General features: G+C 34.0%; 15 protein-coding genes and 2 pseudogenes. 1 reads left to right on the plus strand and 16 read right to left on the minus strand.

Annotated features, from left to right (window positions below):
- Positions 1–423 precede the first annotated feature (423 nt).
- Positions 424–1,142, plus strand: a pseudogene (locus tag HNR53_RS23355) (IS3 family transposase); the annotation flags it as partial.
- On the opposite strand, the gene HNR53_RS23735 reads toward HNR53_RS23355, so the two are convergent.
- The 16 genes and pseudogenes from HNR53_RS23735 to HNR53_RS21835 form a co-directional block, all read right to left on the minus strand.
- Positions 1,113–1,328: a HepT-like ribonuclease domain-containing protein gene (locus HNR53_RS23735; RefSeq protein ID WP_184530058.1), complete on the minus strand. Its 216-nt coding sequence runs from the start codon at positions 1,326–1,328 to the stop codon at positions 1,113–1,115. The pseudogene HNR53_RS23355 and the gene HNR53_RS23735 overlap by 30 nt on opposite strands.
- A pseudogene (locus HNR53_RS23110) lies at positions 1,325–1,492 on the minus strand (nucleotidyltransferase family protein); the annotation flags it as partial. The gene HNR53_RS23735 and the pseudogene HNR53_RS23110, both read right to left, overlap by 4 nt.
- Before the next feature lie 449 nt (positions 1,493–1,941).
- Positions 1,942–3,612 carry an SWIM zinc finger family protein gene (locus tag HNR53_RS21775; RefSeq protein ID WP_184530059.1) on the minus strand — a complete coding sequence of 557 codons (1,671 nt, stop codon included), beginning with the start codon at positions 3,610–3,612 and terminating at the stop codon, positions 1,942–1,944.
- A gap of 211 nt (positions 3,613–3,823) precedes the next feature.
- A complete protein-coding gene (locus HNR53_RS21780; RefSeq protein WP_184530061.1) occupies positions 3,824–4,399 on the minus strand; it encodes a plasmid pRiA4b ORF-3 family protein in 576 nt (191 codons plus the stop codon).
- Positions 4,400–4,728: 329 nt separating this feature from the next.
- Positions 4,729–5,043, minus strand: a complete 315-nt coding sequence (locus HNR53_RS21785; protein WP_184530063.1) for a hypothetical protein — start codon at positions 5,041–5,043, stop codon at positions 4,729–4,731.
- A gap of 266 nt (positions 5,044–5,309) precedes the next feature.
- On the minus strand, positions 5,310–5,438 hold the full coding sequence (locus HNR53_RS23550; RefSeq protein ID WP_281391889.1) for a hypothetical protein: 129 nt from the start codon (positions 5,436–5,438) through the stop codon (positions 5,310–5,312).
- A gap of 63 nt (positions 5,439–5,501) precedes the next feature.
- Entirely contained in the window at positions 5,502–6,860 is a 1,359-nt protein-coding gene (locus HNR53_RS21790) for a M20/M25/M40 family metallo-hydrolase (RefSeq protein WP_184530065.1), read from the minus strand.
- 60 nt (positions 6,861–6,920) lie between these two features.
- Positions 6,921–7,979, minus strand: a complete 1,059-nt coding sequence (locus HNR53_RS21795; RefSeq protein WP_184530067.1) for a tetratricopeptide repeat protein — start codon at positions 7,977–7,979, stop codon at positions 6,921–6,923.
- 251 nt (positions 7,980–8,230) lie between these two features.
- Complete coding sequence (locus HNR53_RS21800; protein ID WP_184530069.1) at positions 8,231–8,593, minus strand: HIT family protein; 363 nt, start codon at positions 8,591–8,593, stop codon at positions 8,231–8,233.
- Positions 8,594–8,665: 72 nt separating this feature from the next.
- Complete coding sequence (locus HNR53_RS21805) at positions 8,666–9,670, minus strand: HNH endonuclease (RefSeq protein WP_184530071.1); 1,005 nt, start codon at positions 9,668–9,670, stop codon at positions 8,666–8,668.
- Positions 9,671–9,841: 171 nt separating this feature from the next.
- Positions 9,842–10,273 (minus strand): very short patch repair endonuclease, encoded by a 432-nt coding sequence (locus HNR53_RS21810; RefSeq protein ID WP_184530073.1) that lies wholly within the window; start codon positions 10,271–10,273, stop codon positions 9,842–9,844.
- A 110-nt stretch (positions 10,274–10,383) separates the two neighbouring features.
- On the minus strand, positions 10,384–11,331 hold the full coding sequence (locus HNR53_RS21815) for a PD-(D/E)XK motif protein (protein WP_184530075.1): 948 nt from the start codon (positions 11,329–11,331) through the stop codon (positions 10,384–10,386).
- Positions 11,332–11,348: 17 nt separating this feature from the next.
- Positions 11,349–12,725: a DNA cytosine methyltransferase gene (locus HNR53_RS21820; protein WP_184530077.1), complete on the minus strand. Its 1,377-nt coding sequence runs from the start codon at positions 12,723–12,725 to the stop codon at positions 11,349–11,351.
- Positions 12,682–13,401 carry a DUF6339 family protein gene (locus tag HNR53_RS21825; protein ID WP_184530079.1) on the minus strand — a complete coding sequence of 240 codons (720 nt, stop codon included), beginning with the start codon at positions 13,399–13,401 and terminating at the stop codon, positions 12,682–12,684. The genes HNR53_RS21820 and HNR53_RS21825 overlap by 44 nt, the downstream gene beginning before the upstream one ends.
- Positions 13,402–13,417: 16 nt before the next feature.
- Complete coding sequence (locus tag HNR53_RS21830; RefSeq protein WP_184530081.1) at positions 13,418–14,347, minus strand: hypothetical protein; 930 nt, start codon at positions 14,345–14,347, stop codon at positions 13,418–13,420.
- Positions 14,344–16,365: a hypothetical protein gene (locus tag HNR53_RS21835; protein WP_184530084.1), complete on the minus strand. Its 2,022-nt coding sequence runs from the start codon at positions 16,363–16,365 to the stop codon at positions 14,344–14,346. The genes HNR53_RS21830 and HNR53_RS21835 overlap by 4 nt, the downstream gene beginning before the upstream one ends.
- Between the last annotated feature and the right edge of the window lie 4 nt (positions 16,366–16,369).

Raw genomic sequence — 16,369 nt, forward strand, 5'->3', positions numbered from 1 at the left:
TGTGCGAATCCTGACAAAACCATCTAGTGATGCTGTTTTCCGAATAGGTGTTGCTCAAATACGAAACAGTGTTGCCCTAACAGTGAAATAATCATTATATTTAATACTTCCTTCAACCCAATCTTCTGCACCTTTCGAAAGGGTTAATTGAATCGGCTATACTTAACTGGACAAAAAAATTAGGGTGCAAGTAGACTAATGCCAAAATATGGGAATACTGCCTAGTAATAATAAGTAATCTACCCTAGAAACTTTATACGGAGTGGCGGGCATGATAGCCTTGGATGGCGATGCCGAGGTTTGCAACATCTGGCTTCTTGGCAGGGAACTCTTGCCCGCAGAGGTCTCCGTGTCAAGTTTCGGTATTAACCCACTGTTCTGGTAGTCTACATAATCTTATCCAGTTAAGGAGAGTGACAACTAATGAAAAGAGAACGAAGAACCTATACCCTTGAATTTAAAGCTCAAATGGTCAAGTTATATGAAAATGGCAAGCCTAGAATGGACATTATTAGTGAATATGACCTAACCCCATCCGCACTGGATAAATGGGTTAAAAAAAGCCAAGCATCTGGCTCATTTAAGGAAAAAGATAATCGAACACCCGAGGAAAATGAACTTATTAAACTTCGTAAAGAAAATCAAAGGCTACTGATGGAAAATGATATTTTAAAGCAAGCCGCGCTGATAATAGGACGAAAGTAATGTGATTAGGCATAACAGCCACAACTACTCAATATCAGAATATGCAACGTCCTACAAATCTCTAGAAGCACGTACTATTACGAAGCGGAAGAACAGAAAAAATCAGAAGACCATCTGATAGCTGCCGTTATTGATATCTTTCATAAGAGTCGCCAAAACTACGGAACAAGGAAAATTAAAAAGGAATTGAAAAGACTGTATCCAGAAGGCGTATAGGAAGAATCATGAAAGAAAATGGCTTGGTATCAAAATATACAATTGCCCAATTTAAGCCCCATGTTAATAAATCAAATGAATCTGATGTGAAGAATGAACTGAACAGAGAATTTAATCAGCAGGAGCAGCTTGCAGTAGTGGTCAGCGACCTAACAAACGTAAGAGTCGAAAAAAGGTGGCATTACATATGTTTATTTGTTGATCTTTATAATCGAGAAATAGGGATGTTGTTTTCGAAAGTCTTTTGATACCCGTTTTGTTGCTTCTCCAACAATTTCTAAATTACGAATAACTGCATCTTGAATTAATTTAGAACTAAAAAAATCACTTTCGCCATTTGGTATGTATGATTCAATATTTTCAATACACTCCAAAATATGAAGTAAATAGATCTTGTCATTCTTCATAATTGAATGGCTCCGTTTAACACGTCTTCTTTCAAACTCCAATGAAGCGCATTTTCTGTTACGACATCGACTTTAATATCAAGTATGTCTTCAATCTCTTGTTTAAAGCGAATCAAATCCAACAAACTTCGGCCTTTCTCAAACTCTACAAGTAAATCAAGATCACTTTCAGGTCCATCTTAATGGCTTGCAACAGAACCAAAAATCCGTACATTTTTAATACCATGATCAGCTGCTACCTTCAAAATTAAATCACGCTTTTCCTGAAGAACATCATATAACATAACGCATCCCTCACATTCTTCATTAATCTTAATCACATTATATCATGTTATAAAAATTGTCTGAATCTATTTAAAACTCCATTAACTCCATATGTGGAAATGCGTATATGTTTAATGAAGATATGCCCCGTTTAACAGAAGACTTGATTTCAAGAAAATTTTAAAAGACAATAATGTTCTTTCATCTATTGCTACTCTTTTGTTCAATAATTGTTCTAAACTTTTATAAAAGAGACTTCCATCAGTGGGTTTTTCTTATCCCCCGCTTAACTTCACCAATTTTACAGACTCAGAATCCTGAATAAAATATATACTCACTGCCCTTCCCGCTATTTAAGCTTACTCAATTCATCTCTAAACGCAGGTCTTCTATAATATAATTCACTCAACTCTATGATCATGTCTTCTTGATTTTTCGGACCAGCTATTTTTTTATATCTCTGCAGCATATTACATACACGTTGATAATCTTTTCTGCTTGATGATGCGTTTGCCGCAGATTTGATATAAGCACTATATATTTCAACTACTTCATCCCTAAAATGAGAAACTAGCCGTTCTGCATATTTTTCTATACTGATTGGATTTTCCCTTACATACACTAAGATTTCATCTAGATCATTTTCCCCTTCTATCAGCCTCAAATATACACTGCTTGCCTGCCAGCTGTTACCATTTTTCAATTCTCGTTTCAGACGCTGATAAAATTCTCCCCTGTCCCCTGTCACGAATGCCTTTAATTCTTGATAATACTCAAAATCGCCTTGAAGCAAAAGCTCCTTTGCCAACTTCTTTTGCTCATCTATAAGTGAGAGTTCTTTATATGCTTTGAATCTTATTTTTTTCCATTTTGATACTAGGCCTGCTGATGGTTGATCTTGCTTTTCGCCTTCTAATGCCAATTCAATCACTGTATCGTATTTTTTATCGCTGATATACCTATTAATCAATCGTTCTCTAAAGGACGAAAGCATCAAATGATCGTTTAAGAACTGCTCCGCTTCTTCCTTTGTGCCATACATATCTATCATCTCATATAAAAGGTGGAGCATGCCTTCATGGCTGTACTTATTACCGGAATATTGACTAATTTCAATTTCAGTTTCTATTTTCTTTCTTAATGTATTTCTGAATGCTACAATATCCGCGAATTCAACGCAGATCCTTAATAAATCAATGCGAAGTTCTTCCCATTCGTCAAAAATCTCACTATCGCTCTGTTCCAACAATTTATTAAATAGTTGCTCCCTTTGACTGAGATCTGAATCATTACTTTCCATTACCATTTCTTCTATCAGATTGATCGTTTCGTTTATTAAAAACTCTATGTCTCCATCCGAGTCATCTGTATATTGATAAGCCTCAAGCGCCTCTTCTAATACTAAAAATGCAATATCTACGGATAATAATGGATCGCTGGAAATTCTAGCCTTCTCTAATACCTCTCCCATGTCATCGATAAAATCATCTGTTTTCCCGTATGGAATAAACCTTTTTCTGCCTGTATGTTTTCTTACAATCGAATCAATTAGCCTTCTGCACATTTCTAGTTCTTTTGCAGGATCCCCCTGTGCATATTTAAAGGTAATGGTATTTTTAAATATTGGATCATTAGTTGCAATATCTTCAATAATAGAAATTAATTCTTCTTTAGACCGTTTTTCTAGCACTTCATGTAATGTTGGTTGCCTTTGTATCTCTTGTTTACTCTTGTTGTCCTGAGACGCATGTTTCAACATGTCAAATAGTTCATAATAAGCGGCAACTTCATGCTTGCATATCAGTCCAAAATCATACGGACAGTCACAAAAGGAAGATAAAATCTCCCCATTTTCATCGATTTTCACTATAACTTCATAGTATTCTCTTCCTTCAATACTAAAAACATATTCATTGTTTCCTTGCTCATAAGAATCTACTATTTTTCCATCAATATAATAGTCATGTCCTCTATCTAAAATGACTTCATCCACATGATTTTTAAAATTATTTATATTCATTTGCTCTTCCTCAATGGTTTCATTTTTCAAATATTAATATTATTGTTAACTTTGTCTGAGGATTTTAGTTATTTATAGTAGAGATGAAGAAGTAATTAATCAGGGCAAGGTGCTATCCTATGGTTGCGATAACACCTGGTACTAATATATACATCATGAATTTCACGTTGTTAAGCGAACAGTGCCAGGCAGTATTCCCTTGTTCCAGATATCAACACTTAATTTTAGCTAATCTTCTATTGATTTCTGGTTTATAAAAATATTCAGGTTCAAATTTTCTTCCACCCGTATCTTTTTCAGCCCACCCAAGCATTTCATCATATTCAGGATTTTGTGGATCTCCTATAATAGACAGAAAATGTTCATATCCGCCAGTTCCCCCTGCATCCTCCGGTGGGCGATGCCGCTCTCCACCTAAACATATTGGAATATGTATTTCTTCAGCACGTGTAACTATATCTTCAATGATAATTTCATGGTACCAGGAATCACCAAAGTCATATTCATACAACATGTTTTGATACTCTTTAAATACCGTGTCAACTTTAATACTTTTTGGATTCTTTTCAACCTCATGCAAAGGATAATCCAAATCAGGAATCTTTATTAGAAAATCAGGCAATTCAAATAAATAGAGATGATAATCCTGCCAGTCAAAAGCGGCTTGAATAATCTTATGAAACTTATGAAATGTGATCCCACTCGGAACCAGCAATCTCCGCCATATGTCTGGTTCGATATCTTTTATCGTTATTTTTACTTGATAGTAGTCTCTTGCTTCTGCCATTTCACTTCCTCCTCAAAACATATAATTTTTGTATCCTTCCTAAAACAATTAAGCATTTCAGTTCGTAAAATAAACAATCATAAATTAGCCTGAAAACTTATTAAAAACCGTATTTGAATCGCACATCATATTCTTCTATATATTTAAATCCCTTATCCATTATTATACAGTTTTAGTATAATTGGCGGGCATTTAAAAGGAAAGTCTCAATTTCACTTGGGAAGTATTAATTGAAGAAAAAATTATTTCCATATTATTAACTAATTATTCTTTTCCCCTAAATAAATGAATCTATGTATTCCAAAGTGCCTTACCTTCTGAACCCCATATCACCAAGTCCTGTATAATAAGCCCCTCTTATTCGTCCCGGCCGCATTAGGATTATCATTTGTTCTAAACCGCTCTTCTTCAAGCATTATTTTCGTTTGTTTATTTCCTTTTCTTACTTTTCGATAATACTTCAACTCATCACTTTCTATTTGAGTTAATAGATTGGTAATCATTTTATGAATATTATTTAACTTCACATTGGAATTGTGATGATGAATATACTTACTGGCTTTTTCCAACTGTTTCACAGCCAAATGAAGATGGTGTACAGCTAAGTCTAGCTCGACATTCTTATTCGGAAATTTCGTGTTCATATTAGCACCTCAAGTATGATTGAATGGTTTTATAAAATCTACGAACGCAAAAGATAACAAAAGCATTTGGAGCCAAAAACAGGGATTTAAAATTCACCAAATCCCTTTATAGTTCTATTTCACCATGAAAAAGGACCTTTTTACAGTATCTTTAAAGCTTATTAAATTTCTGGAAAAACATTAAAAAAATGCTGAATACCGCCTATTGAAGAAGCATCCAGCACTTACTTAACTCAATGATTTTCATTTGATTTTTTCGCAAATTTCTAATTTTCAACTTCAATTACCCTGTTTAATACTCTCTTAGCCTGTTTTAGCGTTTCAAATGTTTTATCAAAATTTAAAACCCCACTATCACCTTTAACTCTATATTCGTCTAATACGGCTACTGTCATAAATCAACCAATCCAGAAAGGAATCGGCTATTTTGTTTCATAATATCAGGCACATCGAACTTATTATGAAACTCTTTCTCTATTCATTACTTTTAAAAATCGGCAGAGTTCAAGAGATTTTTCGAAGTAGGCATGAAGTAATTGAACCGTTTGATAACAAGCATTGATATCCAAATATTCTTCTTCCGTGTGTTCATGATTATAGCCTACGGAAAGATTGACGCTTTGGATTCCATGTTCTGCCCAAATTCTTGTGTCACTAAGACCACCTGAGGTACATTTCCATTGGGATAGTCCCTTTTCTTTTGAAACATTTTCAATCCATTGACCATATGCTTCGTCGCAAAATGGAATAAATCCTGCGCAAGACGTCACAATATCTCCTTTCCCACGGCGATCCGCTACGATTGCTGTATCAACATCCCAAAGAAAATAATCGTTTACCTCACTTGCACCAACAAGTCCTATTTCCTCTTTGACTGTAAAGATATATTTTACCGTTCCATTAAATGTACTGTGAAATAAACTTTTCGCTGCTTCCAATAAAACAGCCACTCCGGCCCGGTCATCTGCACCTAAAATTCCTTTGCTGCTTGACCAAATATTATCATTTTTTATAATGGTTCTCCCTATTTCAAATGGCTCAACTGTATCTAAATGAGCGTTTAAGAGAATCGTTGGTCCATTTCCGTTTCTGTATTTTTTTAACGCTAAAATATTGCCGCTTTGATCAACGGTTATATGGTCAACAAATGGAGATAAGTTTTCGAAAACATATTGCCTTACTGACTCTTCATTTCCGCTTACTCCATCAATCGATAACAGCTGTTCAAGCTGATAAAAAAATAGTTGCTTTTTGATATAATCTACATTTTCATCTAACCATTCTTTCTTAATCACCTGCATGTTTTCGGCAACATCTAGCAACTCGGCTCGGTCGAAAGTAAAAACAGCACGTTGATTATGAATTCTTACTTTTTTACCTGCTAGGATATGAAATAACTTTTCTACCTTTTCCATGGCCAGCCCTCTTTTAAAATGGACAGATGCAAATCTTTGACCATGCCCATCACAGCTTCCTTCAGTAAATAGGCCTAAACGGTTTAACTGGCGAATGATTCCGCTAATGTAGGTGTCCAGCTCGCGAATTTTTGGTTCTTCATTTTCAGACCGGAACCATAAATTTCCTCCTAACCCTCTTCCCTTATAATCAACGACATTCAGCCATTCCAGTTCCTTTACAGAATCGGAGTGAATGGTTAAAATACCGTTTGTTATAGAAAATGAAACTTCCAGTTTTTCCAAGCTTTCCTTTAAAAAGGTTAGATTCTCTTCTGTTTCTTTTTTACAGTCAAAACAATTGATGTCGATTTCCTTTACGATAAATCCTTGACGAATGAATAATTGATTCCAGTTTTTCATACTATCATCTCCCTCTCTTGATTACATCCTGATTATCGCAAAAGGGTGACGACATGTATGTCACAGCGGTGTTATCTCTTGACCAACAATATCATCAACTCGATATAGAATAATAAATGGAATATTTGCGTCAAAGTAATAGGCTGTCTCATCTTTATACCTTGTTACTATTACCATATCAGCTAATCCTACGTCCTTTAGTTTGTCCCTTAACCTCTCAATCGATTTTCTAAAAGTGGATTTAATAACTTCTCCATCTGGGCCAAACCTGCTGAAATAATCTCGAAAAGTAAATCTTGTGCCGGGGCAGTCTATGGTACAATTTATAAGCAACTGTCTTAAGATATCGGATGAATTTGGGGATAAAGTTACATGGTTATTATTAAATCTCAGCATATTTTCTCTGTCACTAAAATAAAAAACAATCGTGTCGCGGGGATTATTTTCTATTAATTCTTCACATTCCTCTTTTGAACAGGTACTGACATTATTTCTTGTCACTTTATAGAAAGCATTCTCTTGCAAATATTCATCATTCTTGGATAACATCTTAAATATTGGGGATATTTCATAATTAGGCAGGAATTCAGATTTCCCCCATTCTAATCGCTCCAACTCCTGATAGGTACGGCTTGCTACATGCAAAGCACTGTTCGTTAAATACATATGGGCATGAAACATTTGCTGCTTATTTAATTGGTAATCCGGATTATTATATGTATGATGAAAATCTATTGCCGATTGGAAATACTGAACAGAGTTGCTGAAGTCTTCTTTTTTATAAGATAAAAATCCCAAGCGATAATGAGCTATTGGATTATTATGTTCTAGTTTTACTGCTTCTTTTAATGATTTTATTGCAAGTTCATCGTCCTTAATATTAGTCATCTTTAAATAAGTGCCATATGTAATTAGGTAGGAAACTAGCAGCTTTTTGGTGTAGTTTAAGGAGTAACCGTACTGGTCAGAGTCTTTCCTAGCCAAAGAAATTAGTCTCTTATACATTTCTTTATAAATATTAATCAATATAGAGTAATATCCATCATTCGGTTCTTCCATTTCATGTAATTCCTGTTCATATTCCTCTAGCTGTTCCAAACTTAGATTACTTAATCTCACTATTTTCGCACTCTCTTTCTTTTTTCACTTGTCTAGCAGTGTCCAGTTTATTGATAGTTCAATTCCTTTTCATTCTATAGTTTTTCTTAACAGGTTCGATTTTGATTGCTTTGGTTTTTGGATTTTATACATGGGGTCCCTTCATTTGTTTAATATTAGCAGTTCTCTCCTTACCTAGTACCAGACTTTTTAGATGATGCTGTATAGAAATATGTGCAAATACTATCTTTAGATTTCGGACAGGTGATTAATTAATAAATTCGTTTCTCTGGAATAACCCCACGCACACCGCCTCGTGGGTCATCCATATCACCTTTAAATCTAGGAATCAAATGCACATGAACATGAAATATCGTTTGACCAGCCTCTTCTCCGCAATTGACACCGATATTATAGCCATCCGGTTGATATTGTTCATCCAGTAGACTTTTTCCTTCAAATAACAATTGATCAATTGCTTTTCTCTCCCGCTCTGTTAAATCAAAATACTGGACAACATGACGTTTCGGGATGATAAGCAGGTGGCCTTCGTTTACAGGATATTTGTCATAAAATGTCATTGCAAGATCGTTTTCCAAGACAATATTATTTATTTTACAAAACACACATGACATTATAACTACCTCAATTATTTTAGTTTTCCAGGTTCTTCTGAAAGAAGTCCACCTAATATAATAGTTATGTAATTACTGATTACCAAATTTCCGCTTTGGTGTCCAAATATCTGTATACCCATTATCAATAGAGTATTCATATAGTTGCTGTAATTTTTGTCCAGAATAAACTCTCATATCATTTCGGTTTTTTATTTCATCTAATATAAGAAGCTGTTGATTGCGGTCTATTAATTCATTGAGAAAACTTACAGTCGCTAGTTTATCATTTTTTGTTAAATTACAAGATGAACAGGCAATTACTAAATTCCAAAGCTGATCGGATTGAACAAAGCTCCATGGAATAAAGTGATCAACATGAGATTGTTCTTTTTTATTAATTCTTTTTCCGCAATAAAAACATTTACCATCATAAAATGATGAGAGTACTTGATAATACGGATCAAGTGATGAACGTTTCGATACATTTTCAACCTTTAACAATAGTTTTGAAGTATCAGCATCTTCATTATATTTCTCCAAAAATAATGCTAAATGATAATTTGTAATATATTTGACTACTCGTTGAAAACGTTGAAAAAAGGAATAAAAGGATGGATTAAATCGGATAAATTCCTTTTTGTTATCAAAATCATAGATAGTACCGTTTGTATCTCCATAAATTGCGCCCATTACATTAATCTTACATTTCTTTTTCACCTTATTAATTATCTTTGTTTGCAGCCCATCAGATAACTTATCAAACACGAAAGTATTTGGGATAGAGTATTTTAACTGGGCATCTAATAGGATAGTTTGCACTTCCGCCCTATTACCAATCTTATTTATTTGATTAAGATTATGATGAATTACCAGGTTCCAGTAAATTTTAGAAAAACTACTAAAAAGGTTATCGTAACTTAATTCTAGATTTTCATTTACATTATAGAGATTTTCAATTAATGATTTGATAAGAACAAATTTATATGTAGTAGAATTTTTTGACTTTGTTGAAAATATAAAATTAAAATGGCCCCAAATCTCCTTATCAGTCAAATAGTTAGCCTTCATTTCACCTATTTGAAGTTTATAGCTCATAATTCACCTCCATTAATTTTATCTTAATCCTCGTCCTATTTGGATGGCAGATGATTCCTCCAAGTCTTAACAATCATTTATATTTATTATATCAAAAACAAAAACCCCCCAACATAATGTTAGAGGTATAACGATTTTGATTTGTAAATTTCTATTTAAACCAAAAAGGTTCTACTTTATATTTTTTTTGCATTTATCTTTTGCTTCGATTATAAAATCATATATTTCATCGATTGTATTATCAAAATTATTTTTTAAATCGTGCTCCCAGACTCTCTTTATATGCCATTGTTTTAATTTATAATAATTTGCAACTTCAAGATCTCGTTCTTGATTTCCATTTAATTTCTTAATCCAATATTCTTGGTTAGTTTCAGGAAGGTTTATATGCTCAGGACAAACATGCCAAAAGCAAGAATCAATAAATATAACAACTTTGTACTTTTTAATTGAAATATCAGGTTTTCCCATTAAAGTTTTATCATTTTTTCTAAATCGGAGTCCTTTTTTCCATAGTTTTTTTGTTACGCGATCTTCCAAAATGGACCTGGATTTTATTGCACGCATATTTTTTCTTCTTTGCTCTTTTGTTAAATTATCCATTTTAAAATCACTCTTTTCTAAACTTCTCCGTTAAGTTTTCCAATGAATTTTTGTAAAATAAAAACCTTCTTATCTTCAATAATAAGAAGGTTCAAACATAAAAACAACAGTTAATCAATCTTGAAATCAATTTCATAGGATTCCAGACCCGTTAAATCGATTTTATATGTTATTTGTAAGATGCGCTCTTTGTTATTAATATTATCCAATTTCTCAAGATCAATAAACGGAAAATCCTCATTTATAGGATATTCTGTTAAATTCAAGAAACGGAATTTTCTTTTCCTGTACAGTGAGTTTTCTTTAAAACCAAGTTTAGATACATTGGAACTCAACTCCCCTATATCAAGCCCAGATTTAGCAAGTTTATTAATTAATATATCTATACTGACTATGTCAGCACCGCTTGCATCTACACCTATATCTTCCAGTTTAACAAGCATCAATGACATCTCATTTGCAGGATGGAGTTGGTATTGTCCCGAAATCGTAACTATATTGTTATATTTGATAACCGTAGTCTTAACCTCATAATTTTTTTGATTCGTACATATATCGATTGATTTCCCAGCTGGACCTGTCCAATTATCAGCCTTAATATCTTTTATAAGATATTGTTTTAAATAATATAGGACAATTAATTCACCCAATACCCCATGAACAGTCTTTTCAACACTTTTATTTCCTATCAGCTCTTTCCAATTTATCCACCATGCTATAGGATTCTCTAATAAACTTTTCCTTTTCGCCCCATCAGCTCCGGTTTCTAAAAATATCGCACAAATCCCTGCGAATTCATTTCTTAATTTTATATCAGAACTCGCTAAAACTAATAGATACTTGCTTTTACTTCTAATTTTAAAGTGGTCAGTATAAAAATAAACGTTAGCAAATGATTCGTTAACTTTTATCTGAGGTTCAACTTCAATACCTACAGCGCATGTATTATTTAATTTGATAACCCAAGAGGCACAATCCGGTGAAAAACCATCCAGCAAAGAGGCATTTCCATCTGATAAAGCCGCAAATTTTACTCTTATCTGCTCAGACAATTCCATATTGTTACCCCGCTCATCTATAAATTTATATTTTTCAAAACCGCCTTTGCTACACCCATTGCCAATAAAGGGGGAACGGCATTCCCGATCTGCTTAAATGCACTGCCCATCGGAACATTGAAAATAAAACTATCTGGAAACGACTGCAGTCTGGCAGCCTCTCTTACCGATATACCCCTTGGCTCATAAGGATGGATATGACTGTAAGTATCTGTCCCTAAATGAGCAACTAATGTATGTGAGGGTTTATCTGGCTGCAATTTCTTCCATTTGGAATGAAATTTAGTATTATCATAAGGCGGAACATATTCTTTCTTTAACCTTGCATATGCCTCTTTTTCAGCTTTGCTTACATTGTAATATTTGCATGCATCTTCAAATAATTTTATAGCAATTTCAAAGGCATCTCTGTAGTCATCGCCTTGTTTCATTCGCTCAAAAATACGGAAGTCTCTTCCCGTTTTCCGAAAACAATTGGCGTCAACCAAATTGCTATACTTGTTTTCATAAATACTTCGCATCTTCTTCTGATAGGCATTTAAAGGCGGAGTCTGATATGGCATTTTTGTATTCATTTTATGAAGTTTATATTTTGAAGCAGAACTCGGAAACAAGGCCGGCAAATCAGATAAGGCATCATGTGAAGTTACCCATTTCGGTGTTGTATTATCTGCAATTATTGGCATTCTGAAATTGTCAACAGTGCTGAATTTATTATACTTAGACTGGATTTTCTCATTAAGTTTTTCCAAAGGATTTTGGTGCGTTGGTTCAGGTAGAAAATAGATTTTACCAATCTCTTTTTTTATAGCAATAACAAAAACTCTTTCCCTTGTTTGCGGCACACCAAAATCTGCGGAATTTAATATGGTCCAAATGGCATTATATCCATTCCTCTCCAAAATATTACATACCATTTGAGGAATATTTCTTCCAAAAAAGTTAACCGCTTCAGGAACATTTTCCATTATAATAGCGTCTGATTCCAATTCTAATCCAACTCTAATAAATTCCTGATATAAAAATGCCCTTTGATCATTTAACCCAAATCTATGCTCGCCTAATGATTTAATTTTTGATTTTCCAATTCTGGAATAAGCCTGACAAGGAGGCCCGCCAATTGTAATAAGAGGCCGTTTATTTCCGGAAATGAGATCCGATGCATTAATATTTCTAATATCTTCACAAAGATGTTCTTTATCATGACCTAGTTTCCAATGTAAATTGTAAGAAGCCGTATTGCATGCATGTTCATCAATTTCTAATCCAGAAGCAACTTCAAATCCAGCAAGATGAAAACCGTAAGATAATCCTCCGCATCCTGAGAATAAATCTACTACATCAGGAATATTAAACTGCTGTTTGGTTTTTGCCGCTGCTTGTGTTAATCTCATTGAAATATCCTATAATCTCCTCAACATATTTTTTTACTCCGCCCTCAGTTAAAGCCGGCTCAATTATCTTTAATCTTGCTGTATTCAATTTCATTATCTTTCTAAAGAGGCTTCTGTTTTCACTATATAATTCTAAATTGCTGAATTGCTTCATAATTTCCCGTGTCACATCAATCCTGTATCCGCTCGGACCTGAGCGTTCAACGAGCTGTACAACTTCATCTGTTGTAAATCCTTTTAATATTTTATATGTGTCTTCACTATTACCAGCCCAGGACAAGTGGATATACCACCACATTGTTTTAAGCCAAATCCTCCTGCTCTGACTGAAAAAACGAGTATCACTTAATCCCCATCTTTTAAAGACAAGGTCAGGTACCACTTTCATGGATAAGTAGATCCATATTTCATCGTTAGAAGCATGCCTGGTAGTAAAATGATAGTTATTTTTCAGTTGTTCATATATTTCAATCCCATATCTCAAGTCATACAAATATTCACCTTTTTTATTACTCGGTTCATTTTCCTCTAAAAATTTAACAGCAAGTAAATCAGCATCCAATAATTCGTTTCGCAGTTGTAATTCCTTTCCATCACATTTTGATTCTGGAATTTTATCAGGTTCCCAATTATTAAATTCTTTCCTAGCTTCTGATTTTGATAGAGTTTTCCACATAATTCTCCCTCCTCAATTAAAGCAAAAATCTTTTATCAAAGTCCTCTCGAATTGACTTTGCCAATTTTTCAGGGGATGAAGTATTCCAATTAAATGTATTAATAAAATAGTAGATTGCTTCTCCTATACTGCCGTGTTCAGATTCATTATTCAAAATCTGCTCCCAATCGCCCATACTCTTTACCTTTTCCAGTATAATTTGCAGACCACTTGCTATTATTTCTAATAATAATGGGGAAGAACCGATCCCTTTTTCTATTTTTAAGTTTCTTGACTGCTTATGTGCAGCATTTAACACTATGGCTACATTATCTTCATCAAACCTATCATACATCGGATCATCAAAATCACAAATTACCCACCACAGTGGTTTATGAGGCTCTTTCACCTCTACAATTGGAAACATTGATGAATCTCCATCAAATAATAAATCAATACTATCTAAAACACCAAGCACTGTACCAGGAACAATATTATGTATGTCTGATCCAGCATTTACAAGGTATAGAATTATTTCAAATGTTACTCTTCCTCTCAGAGTCCCTTTTAATATATCGACATCCAGACATGTATTGATATGCAGCTCTTCTGATTTTATGGTATCAAACGGATATATCTTTCTTTGTGCGGAATCCTTTGAATACCATCTAAATGCAAGTCCTAACTTTGAATTATTAGATACAAGCCCACCATAACCGAATAGAAAACCTGGATTTTCAATATTAACTTCCTGATAAATCGATAGATTATGCACATCCGGATCCCATTGTACTTTTGGATCGATAATTTGATATGTTTTCTCTTGTCCTTCTAATTGCTCGAGAGACACTTCTATTTCTTCATTATCTTCATTAAGGTATGATGCTTGTAAAGGCTGTGTGCTAAATCCAATTTTATTAATAAGTTTTTCATCAAGTGTACTATAGAATGAAATTGCAATACTCATTTATGAACCTCCTTGAACATAAGCAGGTTCTCTCTAATGGATGCCTGAACCATAGGATCATAGTTACTTAATTTTATTTTGCCTGACAATTCCCCTTCAAATCCATTCAGTTGAAATGTTATATGATGATTAATACCGTATTTTTCAGTTTTTAACTGGTCTATTATTATTTTGCTGCCATTATTTGCTGCAGAATCATTAATAAAAATTCCCTTTATTTCAATAGGGAATCTTGTTCCAATCTCATCTTCCCATTCATTGCCGGATATTTTCTTATTACCTTCAGATTCTACCTGAATTTCTATCTCAAATGAATTTGAATCTTTAGGAATAACAATTTCAAAATCAATTGTAATTGAACCGTCATTTTCTAGCTCCGTACTAACTATATGCAATTTCCCGCCTTTCCTCCTAGGAATGTTTCCGTCAGGATGAACTGGTTTTTTCGTGCCCGGATTAGGCGATTTCCCAAATCCTTTAGGCGGAAGCAGCAATAAAGCCAATGATTTACTTAGAGCTCCACTTCTGGATAACTTTGCTTTATCATCCTCCGTGGTATAAGCTTCTTTTATAGAACTTGCAACCCTTGTTTGAATTCTTTGTACAATAGTATATTTCCTGTCTTCCAATACAATATCATTCCAAGATGAATGGTCAGCCTTCTCTCCCATTCTTAGGTATTCTTCCAAACTGATAGGATTTTTCAAAGACGTAACCAAGTTTTCAGAATTCGGGACAAATACAGCAATAATAAACTCATCGGAATTAGTTCTATCAATACCATTGGTCCATTTTCCTTCAGTCTCAAAGTTTACTATCATTGCAGGTTTCCTTAAATATGCCACAATAGGTGAATTAGTATCCTCACTGCACTGAAGATCAAGATATTCGAAGGGAGACTTTTTGTTATCTGGTACATTCATTTTAAGCTGGTCTCGGTTTACTTTTACAAATGCAACTTTTCCAGCTGATTTATCATTTAAGGTCCGATGAATCTCAACTTCTTTTACATTTATATCCTTTTTATCTATCAAACGTGAACCCGGCTTTATTAAGTCTGATGATGCTACAGTATAAAGGGTGTTTATTATAGAAAATACAGGTTCCATAGTCTCCTTAGTAATTTGATCGCCATTAACAGACGGCTCCAAATAGTTCCCGTACTTATAGTACTGATTATCAATTCTTGGAGCATACCATCTTTGTAATGCAATATTTAAATATAATTCAATATTAGTATGCCACCACGTCTTTTTGTTCTCATCATTCGTACTAATTAACTTTGATTCATTTATAAAAGGTATAATTATTGCTGTTCCAGTTTCATCTTCTATAAATGGATTAACATTAAAAGCCTGTAAAATTTCATTAATTTGTTTTTCATTTGTGACAGGCTTGGTAGATTCATCATTATGCGGCTGACCCCACCATGCAATTCCACGCTTCAGACCGTGGTTTTGATCATCCGGCAGCAACGCATCATCCTTTGATTCGTCTTCTACCAAACATGCAGCCAATCTAGATTGATATCCTCCTTCATCAAGTTTTATTCTTGAATAATATACTACCAATCCTATACCTGCACGAAAATACACCGTTTTACCAAGCCCCCAGGAACCGCCTGCTTCCTTTTTTTCCTGGGGCATACTTATCTCATAAACAAGTTTCAGCAAGTTTCCATATTGATTATTACTAATGTAATCCTGATGCAAAGGACCTGTAAGTCCGGTCGTATTCCAATCTCTTATCACTAGACTCTTATAACTAATACTTGGGAATTTCCGGATTAAATTTTGTTCTATTCCTTTAAAATGCCTTGTGACACTTTGGGTAAGAAATGTTTTTACCGAAATATCATATTTTATTGGGGAATTTTGATCTTTTGCTGCATCTAAACTGTTTTGTACAGATTCTCTTATCAACAAATCTAAAAGGGGAGTATGGCTGTTTTGAATCAGCCTCAATAAGGAACTTCCTCTTTCAGACATCCTCTCCATTTTTGCAATCTCTATCTGCATAATT

The sequence above is a fragment of the Bacillus benzoevorans genome (assembly GCF_014207535.1).
Taxonomy (GTDB): domain Bacteria; phylum Bacillota; class Bacilli; order Bacillales; family Cytobacillaceae; genus Bacillus_BD; species Bacillus_BD benzoevorans.

Bases quoted from the DNA above. Each gene is read 5' to 3' on its own strand.
- HNR53_RS23735 (WP_184530058.1), bottom strand. From the start codon at position 1,328: ATGAAGAATGACAAGATCTATTTACTTCATATTTTGGAGTGTATTGAA.
- HNR53_RS21775 (WP_184530059.1), bottom strand. From the start codon at position 3,612: ATGAATATAAATAATTTTAAAAATCATGTGGATGAAGTCATTTTAGAT.
- HNR53_RS21780 (WP_184530061.1), bottom strand. From the start codon at position 4,399: ATGGCAGAAGCAAGAGACTACTATCAAGTAAAAATAACGATAAAAGAT.
- HNR53_RS21785 (WP_184530063.1), bottom strand. From the start codon at position 5,043: ATGAACACGAAATTTCCGAATAAGAATGTCGAGCTAGACTTAGCTGTA.
- HNR53_RS23550 (WP_281391889.1), bottom strand. From the start codon at position 5,438: ATGACAGTAGCCGTATTAGACGAATATAGAGTTAAAGGTGATAGTGGG.
- HNR53_RS21790 (WP_184530065.1), bottom strand. From the start codon at position 6,860: ATGAAAAACTGGAATCAATTATTCATTCGTCAAGGATTTATCGTAAAG.
- HNR53_RS21800 (WP_184530069.1), bottom strand. From the start codon at position 8,593: ATGTCATGTGTGTTTTGTAAAATAAATAATATTGTCTTGGAAAACGAT.
- HNR53_RS21805 (WP_184530071.1), bottom strand. From the start codon at position 9,670: ATGAGCTATAAACTTCAAATAGGTGAAATGAAGGCTAACTATTTGACT.
- HNR53_RS21810 (WP_184530073.1), bottom strand. From the start codon at position 10,273: ATGGATAATTTAACAAAAGAGCAAAGAAGAAAAAATATGCGTGCAATA.
- HNR53_RS21815 (WP_184530075.1), bottom strand. From the start codon at position 11,331: ATGGAATTGTCTGAGCAGATAAGAGTAAAATTTGCGGCTTTATCAGAT.
- HNR53_RS21820 (WP_184530077.1), bottom strand. From the start codon at position 12,725: ATGAGATTAACACAAGCAGCGGCAAAAACCAAACAGCAGTTTAATATT.
- HNR53_RS21825 (WP_184530079.1), bottom strand. From the start codon at position 13,401: ATGTGGAAAACTCTATCAAAATCAGAAGCTAGGAAAGAATTTAATAAT.
- HNR53_RS21830 (WP_184530081.1), bottom strand. From the start codon at position 14,347: ATGAGTATTGCAATTTCATTCTATAGTACACTTGATGAAAAACTTATT.
- HNR53_RS21835 (WP_184530084.1), bottom strand. From the start codon at position 16,365: ATGCAGATAGAGATTGCAAAAATGGAGAGGATGTCTGAAAGAGGAAGT.